Below are 15,189 nucleotides of genomic sequence, written 5' to 3'. Positions count from 1 at the left end.
CCAAAGATGAAATCGACCACCTACGCCATCGCCGCGACTCTGCTGGCTGGCGCCGCCTTCGCCGCCGGTGACCATGATCCTGATACGTTGCGCGTGGCACTTCTGCCCGACGAAAACGCGGCGACCGTGATCCAGGACAACGAACCTCTTGCCGCGCATCTCGAAGAGACGCTCGGCAGAGACATCGATCTGATCGTCACAACCGACTATTCATCGATGATTGAAGCCATGCGGTTTGGCCGCATCGACGTCGCCTATTTCGGCCCCGCTTCCTATACGATCGCAAAGGATCGCATGGACGGCAGCGACCTAGATATCGAGCCCTTCGCGGCCCGTATCAGCGGTGGCAGCACGACCTATCAGGCAGTCCTCATCGCTAACGCGGAGGCGGGCATCAGTTCCATCGCAGATATCGAAGGGTCCGGCGTGGACGTCGCCTTTGGCGATCAGGCATCGACATCAAGCCACTTCGCCCCGAAATACACGATGCTGCTTGAAGACGTCGCGACTGGCGAGGATTATAACGAAAACTTCACCGGCGCCCATGACGCCGTGGCCCGCAACGTCGAACTTGGCAACGCCCAGGTCGGTGGCCTGAGCCGTCCAATCTTTGAACGCCTCGTCGAGCGCGGCACGGTGAACCCCGACAATCTGGTGATCCTGGGATATTCCGCCGATATTCCGCAGTACCCATGGGTCATGCGCACCGACATGACGCAGGAGCTGCAGGACAGCATCCGCAACGCCTTTCTTGATCTTGAACCCGGCACCGAGGTCGGCGATGCGGTTCTTGGCCCATTCAAGGCGGACGGTTTCGCCGCGATCACGGATGCCGATTACGACATCATCCGCGATATCCGCAGCAATCTGCAAACCGACTGATCCCAAAAGAGGAGACGCCGCGATGACCCTTGCCCAGACCAATACGCCCCAAACCGCCGACACCATTCTTGCGGCGGATCGCAAAGGGCGGCGGCGTCTCCTTCTCCAGATCGGAGGCATCGTGGCGATCATTGTCCTCTGTCTCTGGCTGACCGGAATGCTCGATGGCGGGCGGCTGGCCGACGGTCTGCCCGCTATCGGCACGCTCTTCGCCGAAATGGTGCCGCCCGATTTCACCCGCTGGCGTCAATGGGTCGAGCCAATGATCGAAACGCTCGCCATGTCGGTGGCCGGCACCGCACTGGCCGTCGTCCTGTCGGTCCCGCTCGGCTTTCTTGCGGCACGGAACACGACACCGAACAAATGGGCCTATCAGGCTGCGCGCCTCGTGCTGAACACGCTACGCTCCATCCCCGAACTCATCATGGGCATCATCTTCGTTGCCGCCGTTGGCTTTGGAATGCTGCCGGGCGTGCTGGCCCTGGGCCTGCATTCGATTGGCATGGTCGGCAAGTTCTTCGCCGAAGCCATCGAACACGCGCATCCCGCGCCCATCGAAGCCGCCGAAGCCTCTGGCGCCACGTCTCTTCAAGTTATCTCCCATGGTGTAATGCCCCAGGTCTTCCCGCAATTCGCTGACGTCACAATGTATCGGTGGGAATACAATTTCCGCGCCTCGACCGTCATGGGAATGGTTGGTGCAGGCGGGATCGGAACCGAACTCGTCGGATCGCTGCGCCTGCTGGACTATCCCCAGGTGTCGGCCGTTCTGATCGTCATCTTGGCCACCGTGACAATCGTTGACGCACTCAGCAACATGCTACGGAAACGATTCCAGTAAGTCACAGTCACCCGGGAAAAGCGGATCTTCGGCAGCCTGCTGCGAGCTGCAGCAGAGTCCGGTCTTACCACTTCGTGTACGGCGCGGCGAAGGGTCATTATGCTGGCAATCCGGGCTAAAAACCCTTAGCGCCCTATTCTGCACTCAGCCGGACTCGACCCCGTTGTGAACATCCAGTGCTACGTCCTGTCACTTCATTCCAATTCAATCGCCCCTCCGGCTCATACCCCGCTGTCATAGCGGCCACGGAGCGAAGGGTTACATCCGACCAAGAAATCCACGAAGCTATTGGTCAACCGCGACGAGGACTTTATCGGACCAGCAAGACCAGGCCGACCGCTCCCCTCAGGTTCCCGCTTGGTGTAGCGAATGCTCGGTTCGGATGATGACCGTATGGGCCAAGCTCAATGACGGGTTTGGCGACATGATCAACAACGCGACGAAGCATGTTCGGCAATTGCGAACGGATGCTGCGTCAGCAAAAGCCGCATCTGCGTAAGTCCGAAATGTCCGCATCTTACCAGTTCGTACACGATGCAGCGAACGGCTGGTGTACGGATAGGGAGGGACTTCTGAGAATTTCATCGTACCAGCCATATGACACACCAATGTCGCTTATTTCACTCGGCTCAAGGGTGACGGGAGATTGTAGGGCAGAACGACCTCTTTACGGACAGCCTCAGCGTAGGATTCTGCCCCTTCCAGCATTCGACCCCACTTACCGATCGGGCACCGCTTCAAGGGAAGTTTCGAACCGCTTGCCCGCCGCTGCAGCTTCTTTCAAGAGCGCGTCGAAATTGTCAGGTGGATTGCCATCTTCCAACATCCCTTTGAACGTCGCATAGGCATCCGTCTTGCTGCCGTAGGCGCGCAGGGTCTTGTCGTCGTTCACCCAGGCCACCACGATGACCTTTGCATCGCTGTTGAACCGATAGAACAGCCGATACTGCTGGAAGAATTTCGCCCGGAACCAGTGCTTGCGGTGATCGCCGAGTGTGCCGCCTTGCCGGAAGGCGGCGGCACCCGGATCTGCCGGTATGGCCTCGGTGACCAGCTTGAAGATGGCGGCCAGCCGTTTCGTCGGGTTTTTCTTGCGCCAGGTCTTAGGATCGCGTGCCTTACGCGCCTCGACTTCCTCGATCAGCCCTTCGATCTGGTCCAGAAAGAGCGGATGCGCATAAATCGACCATCCGTTTACGACAAGGGGCGCTTGGACTGGCACGCTATCGCCGGTCATTCATCCTCGAGCGATAGCGGCGCATCGAGATCGACGTCAACGTCTCCGACCAGTGCTGCAAGACGGTCATGCAAAGCCCCATCGAACGCCCGAATGCGGTCCGGATGCGCCTTGATATCGGCCTCGACAAAATCGAGAAAGGCTCCGAGCACGGGATCTTCCTCGTCGCTGCGCACGGGCTCGATATAGACCCTGCCACTCGGCTCGGTGCAGTAACGAATCTGGTCGCCCTTGCCCAGCTTGAGCTGTTTGCGCACACCCGCCGGCACGGTCGTCTGATACCGATCCGTGAGTTTCGAGACATCTTGTGCGAGGGCTGTCATGGCAGTCTCCTGAAGAAAAGGGTCTTTGCTGCCCGCGATAGGTAATGCATTTGCATTGCCTTGTCAAGACAAGCCGCAGGATCTGCTGTCGCCGGGCAGGTCGATGAACCGTCCGGCGCAGGACCTAATTTCGCCCCGCCAGGAACTCCGCCAGCACCGGGCTAGCCGCACCTTTCGCGGAGCTGAGCAGCTCCGAACCCGCAAGCGAGGCCTTCGACAGGCGTACGAGCCCACCAGTTTCCTCGATGCGGTAGCAGCGGCGCTTTTGCCGCCCGCGCCTGTAGTGGGTCGCGGTGACAATCTGGCAGGTACTGCCATCGGTGAGCGTCACAGGTGCTGCGAGCCTGATCTTGTCGCCTTCCTCGTAGTCCGGGATCGCAGCCCAGTCCTGGCAGCGCTGGCGCCAGGCATGGGCATAGCTGTCCGGGTCTTTCAGGTCGGAGAGGAGCTCGATCAGCCCAAGGGGAGCACGAGACTCGTTCGGGCCAGCACTTTCCTCCATGTCCTTGTAGCCCCAGCAGCCGTCATCGTATCGGGTGAGGAAGACAGCACCGAACGTGATGGAGCCATCCGCATCGGTCACATAGGTCGTGTCCTCGACCGGCGAGCCATCGATACTTGTGACCTTTGCCGCCGCGTACCAAGTCGAACCCACCTTGCAGGCTTTGACCAGTTCCGTCTTGCGCCTGTCGCTCTCGAAGGTGCAGAGCCGGGCAATCTCCGCTTTCTCATCCGCGTAGGTCTGGACGCGGCGATCGGTATAGAAGAGCCATCCCATCTCAGAGTCCTTTCTCTCATTGGGGAAATTGTTGTCGTCAATGTCCCGAGAGGGCCGCAGGCCTGGCAGGGTATTGGCGATGCTTGTTTGAGAAAGGGCGCGTTACGCCGCCCTCCGGTCATCGATTTCCATCAGCGCATCGAGCGGCACGCGGTAGGGCTGCATGGCGTCGAAATCCTCGCAATTGCCGCAGTTCTGCACGATCGCGAAGGTATCGCAGGCATCCTTGAGGATGACCCGGAAGGTGCCGCCGAGGCCCGAGGGCACCTCGTAGGTCCCGCCGATGAGATAATCCGAGGCCCGGCGTACGAAGACGCGGATGCTGTGGCCATCGGTGGCGAGCCGGATCGCCCCCCGCCCCCGGTCGATGAGCACCTGCACGTCATCCAGGATGTCGGTGTAGAACTGGCCGGTCAGATCGCGAAACGCCATGCGGCGCTGCGCCATCCAGTCGGTATCCCGAAACGGGTTCATGCCGTCGGCGAAGGCGAAGGAGGGATCTGCCTGTTCGGTGGTGACGATACGGGTGGTCGTGCCATCGATGCCGTTTGAGCGCAGATGCACACCATTGCCGACGATCAGGATCAGGGCGGGCCTGTCCACGGGCCCGTTCCAGTTGGGCAGGAAGGTCTTGCAGGCGCGCGCATGGGCGATCTGTGCCGCAACAGCGGACGCAGAGAACTTGAGAATAGCCATGGGGATGTCTTTCGGTTGGGTGTGGGAGGGTCGACCCGCGCGGGAAATGCCTCGCGCGGGTCGCGTGAGGACTCAGGCCGCTTGCGCGACCTCGCTGTCAGGCTCGGGAGATTCCGAGGCGGGCTCCGCCTCATCACAGACGACACCGGCGGTCTGCATCATCGGCGGGCACCAGGCGGCTACGGCAGCGCGCTGCGCGTCCGTGAGTGTGGCGAACGGCTCTGCAAAGAGCTTGTCGCAGAAGGCCACGATCTCCTTCTTGCTCGACGAGGCCAGCGTCACCGCCTCCTGGGCCAGACCCAGATCCTCGCCGAGGATCTTCAGGAGCCATGCCTTTTTGAAGCGATTGAAGAGCGCCGCGTTCGGCGTCCAATGCGCGCGGATATCGGGCATGATCTCGATCTCGAACGCATGCATCAGGCTGTCGCGCTGGCGGTCCCGCGCGAAGCAGGACTGCGTGGTGCTGGCCGTGGCATAGGCCACGAGCTTGGCCTTCTCGCCGGCCTCCAGCGCGCGAAACGCCGCGAACTGATCGGCGGGCGGGCGGGTATCATCGAGCCACGAGAGGTCCAGCACATCATGCGCCGCGGCCACCTGCGCGAGGGAGGTCTCGTCAATCTCGTCCATCTTGGCGTGGTTGCGGTATTCCTTGCGGGCATCGATCTTGATCGCCTGCGTGACACTCATGCCGCTGGCCAGAACGTCGCTCACCAGCTTGAAGAGCGTCAGATCGAGCGTGGCTTCCGGATGCAGCGCCATCGCGGCGCCAAGGGCCATGGCCCGCTCGGTCTTGAGGTCCTCGGCCAGTGAGGCTGGATAGGTGATTTCGCCGGCGTCCGGGGCCTCTTCCCCGGTCGGGCTAGCCGAAGAGCCGCGCGCGCCCTCCTCTTTCACGGTGTCTTCCGGGCGGACGAGACCAACATGGAGCGTGATCTGCCCACCCTGCCACGACGCGATCACCCCGGACCGCGCGAGGTCCTCGGTGCTGTAAGCCTCCTGCAGATCGCGGGCTTCCTCTTCCAGAGCGTCCACGCGCTCGTAAAGGGCATTGTAGGCACCGTCCTCGAGCCCCTCATCCTCCATCTGGAGCTGCAGTTTATCAAGCTCGGCAGTGATCTCATCGATGCGCTTCTGGGCGGATGCATCCGGCACGATCGGGCCGGGATAGACGCGGCCATAGTCGGCCATGGTCGCGTAATCATAGCGCACCATCGCATCGGCCCAGGCGAAGCCCAGCCTCATACGGGCCTCTTCGGCAGCGGCACCGAGCTTCTCGAGCAAGATGGTCTCGACCAGTGCTGCATCCTCGAGCACGGAATGCTCTTCCAGAAGGTCAGCCGCGACAGCACCGCCGAGGGCCTCGTAGTCCGCGCGCACGAAGGCTCCGATATCGTCGCTGACCTGCACGCCGCGGGATTTGAGCGCTTGCCGGACGGTATAGGCCTGCAGATAGCTGTCTTCCTTGGTGAGCGCCTCGTAGACCTCGCGCTGAACCTCCTGGCTCGGGTGCTCGGCAAAGGCCTTCATCGTGTCGAGCGTGATCGTCTTCGCCCGGGCCGCGGCGCGGATATCGGGGTGGATCAGCCCGTAGCGCAACCGGCCTTTCACGGCGGCAACGGTCGTGCCGAAAGTCATTGCGATGGTCTCAGGCGTCTGGCCATCGACCTCCATCATCCGCGCGAAAGCCTCGAACTCGTCGATTGCGTTCATCGGTGCCTGGGTGATGTTCTCGGCGAGCGACAGCGCCGTGGTGACGTCGCACTTCTCCGGCACAAGGCGGCAGTCGACCTTGGTCTTCGCGGTGAACCCCTTCGCGGCCTTGTCGGCGACCAGCTCCTTCAGGGCTGCATGGCGTCGGCCACCGGCGAGGACAGCGTATTTGCCGTCGAGCTTCTGGACCAGGAGCGGCTGCAGGAGACCCAGAACAGCGATGCTGGCTTTCAGATGGGCGATGTTCTCGGGGTCGTAGGTTTCCGAAGAGTTGCTGCGCACATTGGCGGGATGCGCAGTGAGATCGCTGATGGCGACGGTGAGAGGGGCAAAGCTTGTGGTCATGGGATATCCTTCCAGGTGGGTGAGGTGTGGCCCGCGCCTTCACGCGCGTAACCGATCCCCGGCTTCAGGGATCACAACGACAAAAGGCCCACTTGCCCTTTGAGGGGTCAGTGGGCCTTCATCGCCTGGGGTGTCAGGAGGGGGTGTCCCCTGCCCTACCAGTCGCGCGCCAGCATGATGGTCAGCACGCGCACGGTGGTGGCGGGATTGTCCGGGGTCTCAGCCCCGTAGCGGAAATCCGAGTCTGCTTCATAGAGATCGATCTTCCAGAACACGGTCTCGCCCCGGATCTCGACCGCCCCGAAATCGTGCCATCCCTCGGGATCATTCTCAGGCTCGAATGTTGCAAACTCACCGGTGGCCTTCACCGCCTCGGCCATGAAGCCGTCATCGGCCTCCATAAGCGAGCGGGTGACATGCATCCGGCCCTGGATGGGCTGCGCGGGCGGCACTCCAAGGCACGCGAGCTTGCGAAACGCGTCGTTCTGCGCCGCGATCACACTCGGATCCGGACGGTCTGGCTGGGGTTGAACGGTCATGGACATGGGGATCTCCTTTGAGAGGTTTGAAACACCCTTCTCAAAGCCCGCTTTTTCTTTTCCGCTTGGCGGATGAATCGAGGCCGAAGGCGCCCTACCCGAACAGCCCTTTGGGTCTGTAATTCGGGTTGGGGATGGTTTCGATCCAGCCGCCCTGGTCCGTGATGCTCTCGAGCGCTGCCGAGAGCGGATAAGCGCCCTCGGCAGCGCTCCACCAATAGGCACCGCGCTTGAAGGTGATGATCTTGCGGCGGCCGTCGTTGAAGCAGGCCACCCGCAGCGTTTTGGGTTCCTTACGTGACATGGGTGTCTCCGTTCTCCGTGTGGTCAGGCGGCCTCGGCACTGCGCCCTGCCCTGCCCACCTCCGATCTGGCGATCAGATAGTCGCAGGCGCGCTGCGCATCCGCGGCGTGCTTGAAGATCGCACCCTTGTCTGACCGAAGGACGCGCAACCAGTTGTGGAGGTAGGCGGCATTCATCTCGAGCGTATGCGCCGTGAAGCCGAGCGTCTGACCCAGGAACACCGAGGCCAATTCCGCGACATATCCTGACAGTCCAGCCCCATTCTGAAATTTTTCGGCAATGAGAACGGTTTTGGTCATGCCGCTACCTCCTCTGCATGGGGCTGCTGCGCATGCATCCAGTCGGCCGCCTGCTGCGCCTTGCTGGCGGCGGTGAAGATGGCCTTGGGGTCGTCTTTCAGGACCTTGAGCCACGAGGCAATATAGGCGGCATGATCGGGGCGCGGATGGTGGGCGATCCCGAGGTCTGCCAGGACCAGCCCGCTGAGAATTTCCACGCAGCATTCTTCGGCGGCATAGGCGGCCGAACCAAAGCGACCGGAAAGGTCGCGGTCGAGCCTGTGCTTTGCGCCACTGGCGTGACCATTCTCGTGTAGCCAGACACCGTAGAACGACGCGGCATCGCGAAACGAAGTGAACGGCGGCATGAACACGGTGTCGGCCGACGGGCGATAATAGGCTTCCGATCCACCGAACTCAGTCTTGACGCCCAGGTTTGTGATGAACGCTTCCGCATGGGCAAGGCGTTCAGCCTCGGGCAGCACAGGGGTCGCCGGGCGCTCGTACCCGTCCACTTGAGCGATGTTGAAGACAGAAAATGCGCGGGCGAACATCCGTCGATGCCCGTCATCATCGTCTTCGTCGTCGGCCTGCTGGGAAACCTTGATCTCCCTCCACAAGATGACCGTGGTGGAGCGTTCTCCTTTACGCACCTGCGCGCCGGCATCCTGCCATTGCTTGTACGTTCCCCAGATACCGTCGCCATATCCGGCGGCAAAGCCCGTGGCCCAGAGCGCCAAAGTGTTTATGCCGCGATAGCGCTTGCCGGATGAAACGTTGGTCGGACGCGCGATGCTGCTCCCGTCGTGGAACCAGGGCGCACGCCAGTCGCCGGTGCCTGCCTCGATGGCGGCGATGATCTCGGTGGTGATACGGTTATAAACATCGGCGCGCCCGGCCGATGAGGAAGAGCGGGACATGACAGGTCTCCAGGACGGGCGGAGCAGGCCTCTCCCGCTCTCCTCATCCCGTCACTCACCCCGATCCCAAGCTCCCTCTCCCTTTACCGCCGCCCGAACGGGCGGCGTCGCGCCCTCGGGCGCGATCCGGGCCAGCACACCCTCGATCCGGTCAACCTCCTGCTGGAGCGCGGCCCGCTGCAATCCGGGCAGCCGCTTCTCGCGCAGCAACATGCGTGCCTCATCAGCACTTCGCTCCCAGACGGGCCTGTGATGTTCCGCGATGCAGGCGTTCGGGCAGCGGGTCGGTTCACAAAGCGCTGTCAGCGGGCGGCCTGCCGCGGCATCCGTCACGCGCTTGAGGCACAGGGCGGTTGCCGGATCGAAGAAGCAATCGGCAAGCGGTCCGACATGCAGGGTGCGGGCCAGACTGGCGAGCATGATGCGCAGACGGGACCGGTCCGCGATCATCGGCGGCAATGGCCCGAGCTCGGTGGCTGTCTCGTCGAGGGTACGCGCGACACGAGGACCGGCCGGCCCGCCAAGGTCAGCCCCGCCGCGCCGCCTGTCGAAATACTCGAGCAGATCGTCGATCTGACCGAGCCGGCGCTGCGCCTCGACCTCGGCGCGGAAACCCGAGGCGCTGCTACCCGCGTAGCCTTCGAACGCGGCGACGGATGCATGCTTGTACTGGATCATGCCGGCCACCGTTCCGAAGGGACGGTTGGCAATGTGCCATGCGATCGTGCGACGAAACTGGCGGGTCGTGATCCGCCAGGGCTTACCGTCCGGCCCGGGCGGTATGGCGGGCGCCTCTTCCGTCCCGAACAGCCTGTTCAGGTGGTCACGATAGGCGTTTATCTGGCGCACGATCTCGGCGGAGACGTGCGGTTTGCTCCTTCGCGTCACTGACAGCACGGGCCAGAGCGTATCGAGACCATGGGCAACAGCCGCGCGCCGGGTCAACTGTTCGAGCACCCCGATCGCATGGGCGACGGGCTCGATGGTCACCCACTCCGCCGACGCTCCCCGGGCCCCCTTTCCCTTGTACGCAGTGGAACGGACGCGGTGTCGTGACACGGTGCCGTCCTCGCTGCGCGCAAGCGTCAGGCATCCCCGGCGCATCGCCTGCACCTCGCAATCGCGCATACCGGTCAGATAGGCGCAGACCACGTAGGCCGCTGCCTGCAGCATGCGCTCTTCCAGGACGAGGGATTTGGCATCAAAGCGGTGCCGCCATGGCCGGCCGAGATCGGCATCGACCGAGATCGGCGTATCCATGCCGCCGGGTTCGATCCCGATATCCGCGATGGCGGCAGCGATGAGATCGGACGCGCCGCCGGCGAGAGCGAGATGCATCGCCGGCTCCCTGGCGGCATCGACGCCGACGTGTAGATGCAGAAGCTGCACGTTGACGACGGGCAGAAGCTCCCCGCTTACCGGATCGACGGATGCGGAACCGTTGGGTGGGCTTGCCCAGACCGGCACGCCCCGGCCCTGCCGCGCGCGGGACCGGAAATAGCGCGCCAGTCGCTGCCGTTGCCGGCGGCGGCGCTCCGCATGCGGCAATCCCTGTTCCGCAACGGAGAGCCGGTCGCGGCGCGCTTCGAGCCGGGAAAGCTCACGCCGGGCGGCGAGAATGTCCCCTGCGAATACCGTGATGTAGCGCAGCGACCATGCCAGAAGCGGCGCAATGATCGGCTCGGGGATGCGCGGGGTCCGGTTCTCGGGAACATGACGATAGCCCGCGACGCGTGCGGGTGGCCGCCCGTCCCACGGTTCGAACGACAAGCCGCCGCCGGGAAGGTGCTCGCGGTAGAGATAGAAGTCGATGACGACCTCGAGAAGCTGCCCGACAATGACGGGCCGCCTTGCCGGGTCGTCTCGGAGATGCCGTGCATAGGCGTCGATCAGCGGAGGATCAATGCGGGCAAGGTCCAGCGCGCCCAATCGTTCGCGGACGAAGGCGAAGAAGCGCCGCGCCCGGTTGAACGCCTGCCGCACACAGCTGGGCGGCAGCTTCGGACGATGGCCGGGAAGGTCGACATTGAGACGCGCATAGAGATAGGCGCGCATCATTGCCTGCACATCGGCATCTTCCAGCACGTCGAAATGCACGGTGACGTGGCAGCGCCGGGCGTTCTCGCGGAAGACGGCCGGACCCAGATCCCAGCTTGGATCGCCGACGCGCGACAGGTCCTCGCGGGCATGGCCCGGCTTGAGCGGCGCGCACGCCAGCACGGGCCGATCGTCGAACGCGTGCGCGCGGGCAAGGGCGGGCGCGGTCATGCGCGCGCCTCGGGAGGCAGATAGAGGCGCTCCTCCACGGCGCGTAACCGCGCTTCGGCGACAACGGCATCGGAAAACGCGGGCAAGATCTGATGGACGATCCGGGCATGAACCTGCCCGAACTTGACCATCCAGTCGGGACCGGGAAGCCCCTGCCGCTGGTCTTCGACGAAGGACAGGAAGGCCATGATCGCGGGGAGCTTGCGGGCGGTGATGACGGCGTTGGGGCAATGGAGGCATCCCCAGAACGGCTGCTGGCATGGCGAGCCGGCCTCGGCGAAGGGGCTGCTATGGAACCCCGCGCAGGCGGCGAGCCAGAGATCCTGCTCCCCATCGAGAATGGAACCGACCGCATCCGGCGGCATCAGCGGCCCGGCCTGTTCGGGCGCTTCGCGCAGCGTCTTCTCGGCTGCTGGCGGGAGGATGGTCGGCATCGCGGCGACGACAGCGTCGTGGAAGGCATCGGCGACGGTGGCCTCGTGCAGGGGCCGCAGCGATGGCAGATCGGCGTAGTGGCGCGCCGCGACCTCGGGCGTGTGGCCGACCGCGAAGCGGGCGATGTACCCCTCGGTTTTGGTGTACCACAGCGCCTTGTGGGTTTTGCGAAGCCGGGACAGCAGAAGATGGAGCGGCTTGCCGTCCTCATCGACAATCCGGTGCCGTGCCACCCAGGCGTCGAGGCGTTCGCGCGGATGACGGATGCCAGCATGGAGACCGCCGACGTTGTGGTATACCCAGAGACAATCGGTGGGCAGATGCTGACGGGCGACGGTCGTGATCTCGATCAGCCGGCGGAGAAGGCCACCCGGCGTGCCGAGGCCGCCGTCGCGCACGCGCATGCTCTTGTGCCCGGCGGCGCCGGCGCGTCGCTTCAGGTATCGCAGTTCGACGGTTCCGGCGGAGGGATTGGCCAGGCAATCGACCGTCAGCGCCTTCAGGCATTCCGGCTCGAGGCCGGTATCGAGAGCAAGCAGCACGAGCAATGGCGGCAGATCGGTGACGTGCAGATGATGCCGACGATGCAGGTCGTCGATCAGCGTGCTGATCGGCAAACCGCGCCGCAAGCGCATGAAATAGAGACGGCGCAGCTCGACGCTCTCGGTCCGAACGGCTCCATCGTGCGCGATGAGAGCTTCGACATCGGCCCGCGCTCCGGCAATGACCGGATCGCCCTCATCGGTCCGATCCTCGGCGCCGATCCGGCGGAATATCGCTTCCACGTCCGTACGGGCCGCGTCGCGCAGCGCGCGGGCGACGAAGGGGCTGTAGGCATCACGCGGGGTCGAGCGTCCCGCCGAGGTCGCCATTGTATAGCGCAACCGCTCATGGAGGCCGGGCGTGATACTGTCGGGCCGATCCGCCTCTATCGCACGCAGCGTATTGACGATCTTGCTGACCGTCACATGCCGGTAGATCGCCCCCATTCCCCCGCGTTCGAGTGCCGATGCGAAACGGTCGACATGGGCTGTGCGCATGTCTTCGGGCCCGTCCACTTCCCCCGCCTCATCGGAAAGCCAGGTGAAGAAACGGCGATAGGAGTTTACATACTGTTTGATGACGCTGGCCGCACCGATCGGGCCGCCGAGCGCGGCCGACCGGCGCAACGCGCTGGCAAAGGCGATAGCGAGCGGACGAGGATCGAGATTGGTCATGTCAACCAGGACGGTCCCGCCATGCCGCGCCTCGATGACGAACCTGAGGCCGAGCACCGGATCGGGCTTGGCTCGCTCCGGCGTGACGCGCGCGAAAGCAACGGGCCTGCCCTTGCGGGGACGCCCGCTCATGCGCCCTGCGGTCCCGGCAGCAGTGCCAGCAACTCCTCGACCGCCGAATCCACCGTATCGGCGCGGGTCGCGATATGGTCGAGATAGATATAGGTGGTGGCGAGACTCGCGTGGCCGAGCAGGCGTTGCACCTGCTGCAGCGGGTCGCCAAGGATCAGCCGGTAGCTCTCCATCGGCCCCGCCGGCAATGCGGCTTCGCGCAGACGCTCCTGGATCAGCAAAGCGAGCATATGGACCGCGAAGGTGTGGCGCAGCTGGTGCGGGCTGATCGACAACGAGAAACCATAGTCTCTACAGCGCTTGCAGGCGCGGGCGAAGATCACCTCCCAGGAATTGGGTCGAACGGGCTGTCCGACCTCGGTCAGCCATAGCGCCGCGGGCTCGCGCGGCGTTCCGTTCTCGTTGCACAGGATCAGACGGCATCGTTCCTCTGGCGTGCAGACATCGCGCATGCGGTCGAGACCGGCGTCGGTGATATGGATCGGCCGGTCAAAGCGCGCCGCGCCATCGCGCGCGACGAATTTGGCCGCGCCTGCCGCGCGCTCGACATCGATATAGGCCGCGATCTGACGAAGCAGCCGGCGTGGGACCAGAACACTTCGTCCGCGATCGCCCTTGGTGAGCGGCGGCGGCAGGCGCAGCCAGAGCTGCCGGTTCTCATCGCCGTCCGGAACGATGACCGAGAGATCACCGGCGAGCAGACCTGAGGCTTCTTCCAGTCGCAAACCTGTCGTGACGAGCAGATCGGCGAAGAGCGCATTGCGCAATCCGTTCCGATCACGTGCGCCGGGGCGTTCGCTGCCGTCAGGCGCGAGGCCGCGCAGACCGACCTCGCGGAAGATGCGGTAGTCGTCCATCGTGACGAACCGGACATCCGACCGCTTCGCAACACGTTCATAGGCGTCGTTGCGCGCGGCGATCATTCCGCGACGTCCACCCTGCGCCGGTCGCCACACGGCACGACGGTTGAACGGTGCCTCGGCGATCAGCCCTTGCCGCTCGCCCCAGCGATAGAGGCGATCAAGGCTGGCGACGGCCCTGTTCCAGCTTGCCGCCGTGATCCGCTGACCAGCATCGCCGCGCCGGCGCGCACGATGATAAGCCTCGACATCGTCGCGGGTCGCAGCCCATACGGTCTTGCCGCAGGCATCGAGAAAGCGAAGCCAGACTGTCACATCATAGGCCTGGGCGCGAAGCGAATGCCGTGATCGAATCCCCGATAGCGGCAGGTCGAGAAAGAAGCGATCCAGATCGGGGTCGTAGAGCGTGTCGCCGCGCAGGATCAACGGCACATGCGCGTCGAGACCCCCGGCCTCGCGACGCTCGCAAACAGAAATAATCGACACCAGCGCAAAACCCTCCCCATGCCCCCACCCGGTGCACGCTTCGGCCCGGCAGTTCTCAGGCTGGCCGCCGCCAGCTCTTTGGTAAGCGCGGCGGCCAGCCTGAAAACTGCCTACCGTCGACGCCTGTCACCCATCCTACGGCAAGGCGGCATGCGGTGCAGACTGTCAAGATAACGCGACGATTTCCTCGCGCGCATAGGACGTGTTGCCAAACTTCGAGAACCCGAAATCACGGTTCAGTCGATGCGGGGCTTTCGTGGCATGGGCCAGCTCATGCGCCCAGACCCCGTAGAAATTGCGCGGGTCCTGAAACCGTGTGATGGATGGCATGTAGACCTTGTCCACGGGGGGCAAATAGTACGCCTCCGTGCCCGTGAAGACGGTTGTGATGTCGATGGCATCGAAAAACGCCTGCATGTGCGGGATCGGCTCGGACGGCGGATGCTTGGGCGCGGGCTCTGGGTCAGGGTAGAAGCTGTCGGGCAAGCCCTCGATCTGGCAGGCATTGAACACACGGTAGGATTTCTGGAAGCGGAAGATACGGGCTTCCTCGGAGTGATCATCCCCGTCGCTGTGAACATGCTCATCGCCGGCGTCTCTCCGGCTTTGACCGTAGTAAACGACGACAGAGGACTTCTCGCCCTTGCGGACCTTTGCGTCCAACGCATTGGCCTGCGGCAGCGTCATCCAGAAGGGAGAGCTGTGGCCCGCCATCACGGTCCGCATCGTCAGCAGGAAGTTGTTCACTCCCTGGTAGGGTTCTCCGCCCACGCGCAGGGGACGAGAGCTGCCACCTGCGGTCCAGGGCTTGCGCCACGGCAGGACGCCGCGCTCGATGATGCGGATGATTTCGTTTGTGATGACCTCTGAGGCATCGAATTTGGGCGTACGGGATCGGGCCATGGTTGGCCTCCTTTTCGAGTTTTGGTGAGAGGGAG

At 63.7% G+C, this 15,189-nt stretch carries 13 protein-coding genes and 2 pseudogenes; 2 read left to right on the top strand and 13 right to left on the bottom strand.

Going from position 1 to position 15,189, the window contains the following annotated elements:
- Positions 1-6 precede the first annotated feature (6 nt).
- Positions 7-882, top strand: a complete 876-nt coding sequence (gene phnD / locus RIdsm_RS29370) for a phosphate/phosphite/phosphonate ABC transporter substrate-binding protein (protein ID WP_057821746.1) — start codon at positions 7-9, stop codon at positions 880-882.
- Between the two features lie 22 nt (positions 883-904).
- Entirely contained in the window at positions 905-1,723 is an 819-nt protein-coding gene (phnE, locus tag RIdsm_RS29365) for a phosphonate ABC transporter, permease protein PhnE (protein ID WP_057821745.1), read from the top strand.
- A 718-nt stretch (positions 1,724-2,441) separates the two neighbouring features.
- On the opposite strand, the gene RIdsm_RS29360 is transcribed toward phnE, so the two are convergent.
- The 13 genes and pseudogenes from RIdsm_RS29360 to RIdsm_RS29300 form a co-directional block, all read right to left on the bottom strand.
- Entirely contained in the window at positions 2,442-2,960 is a 519-nt protein-coding gene (locus RIdsm_RS29360) for a type II toxin-antitoxin system YhaV family toxin (protein WP_057821743.1), read from the bottom strand.
- Positions 2,957-3,283: a type II toxin-antitoxin system PrlF family antitoxin gene (locus RIdsm_RS29355; RefSeq protein ID WP_005668772.1), complete on the bottom strand. Its 327-nt coding sequence runs from the start codon at positions 3,281-3,283 to the stop codon at positions 2,957-2,959. Before RIdsm_RS29355 ends, RIdsm_RS29360 begins: the two co-directional genes overlap by 4 nt.
- Positions 3,284-3,407: 124 nt before the next feature.
- Positions 3,408-4,061, bottom strand: coding sequence for a DUF6927 domain-containing protein (locus tag RIdsm_RS29350; RefSeq protein ID WP_037239996.1), 654 nt, complete (start codon positions 4,059-4,061; stop codon positions 3,408-3,410).
- A gap of 102 nt (positions 4,062-4,163) precedes the next feature.
- Positions 4,164-4,757 carry a hypothetical protein gene (locus RIdsm_RS29345; protein WP_025042408.1) on the bottom strand — a complete coding sequence of 198 codons (594 nt, stop codon included), beginning with the start codon at positions 4,755-4,757 and terminating at the stop codon, positions 4,164-4,166.
- A 72-nt stretch (positions 4,758-4,829) separates the two neighbouring features.
- Positions 4,830-6,812, bottom strand: a complete 1,983-nt coding sequence (locus RIdsm_RS29340) for a ParB/RepB/Spo0J family partition protein (RefSeq protein WP_071675838.1) — start codon at positions 6,810-6,812, stop codon at positions 4,830-4,832.
- A 155-nt stretch (positions 6,813-6,967) separates the two neighbouring features.
- Positions 6,968-7,357 carry a DUF3768 domain-containing protein gene (locus RIdsm_RS29335; protein ID WP_037239991.1) on the bottom strand — a complete coding sequence of 130 codons (390 nt, stop codon included), beginning with the start codon at positions 7,355-7,357 and terminating at the stop codon, positions 6,968-6,970.
- 88 nt (positions 7,358-7,445) lie between these two features.
- Positions 7,446-7,655: a DUF6330 family protein gene (locus RIdsm_RS29330; protein WP_037239988.1), complete on the bottom strand. Its 210-nt coding sequence runs from the start codon at positions 7,653-7,655 to the stop codon at positions 7,446-7,448.
- A gap of 23 nt (positions 7,656-7,678) precedes the next feature.
- Positions 7,679-7,894 (bottom strand): annotated as a pseudogene (locus RIdsm_RS29325) (zincin-like metallopeptidase domain-containing protein); the annotation flags it as partial.
- A gap of 56 nt (positions 7,895-7,950) precedes the next feature.
- Positions 7,951-8,853: an ArdC family protein gene (locus RIdsm_RS29320; protein WP_009506871.1), complete on the bottom strand. Its 903-nt coding sequence runs from the start codon at positions 8,851-8,853 to the stop codon at positions 7,951-7,953.
- A 51-nt stretch (positions 8,854-8,904) separates the two neighbouring features.
- A complete protein-coding gene (locus RIdsm_RS29315) occupies positions 8,905-11,121 on the bottom strand; it encodes an integrase (RefSeq protein ID WP_009506870.1) in 2,217 nt (738 codons plus the stop codon).
- Positions 11,118-12,905: a hypothetical protein gene (locus RIdsm_RS29310; RefSeq protein WP_009506869.1), complete on the bottom strand. Its 1,788-nt coding sequence runs from the start codon at positions 12,903-12,905 to the stop codon at positions 11,118-11,120. Before RIdsm_RS29310 ends, RIdsm_RS29315 begins: the two co-directional genes overlap by 4 nt.
- Positions 12,902-14,251, bottom strand: coding sequence for a tyrosine-type recombinase/integrase (locus RIdsm_RS29305; protein WP_009506868.1), 1,350 nt, complete (start codon positions 14,249-14,251; stop codon positions 12,902-12,904). The genes RIdsm_RS29310 and RIdsm_RS29305 overlap by 4 nt, the downstream gene beginning before the upstream one ends.
- Before the next feature lie 174 nt (positions 14,252-14,425).
- A pseudogene (locus RIdsm_RS29300) lies at positions 14,426-15,154 on the bottom strand (ArdC family protein); the annotation flags it as partial.
- Positions 15,155-15,189: the final 35 nt, after the last annotated feature.

Source organism: Roseovarius indicus (assembly GCF_008728195.1).
Taxonomy (GTDB): domain Bacteria; phylum Pseudomonadota; class Alphaproteobacteria; order Rhodobacterales; family Rhodobacteraceae; genus Roseovarius; species Roseovarius indicus.
Note: the sequence above shows the minus strand (reverse complement) of the source record. Positions and strands in the feature narration are given on the sequence as shown.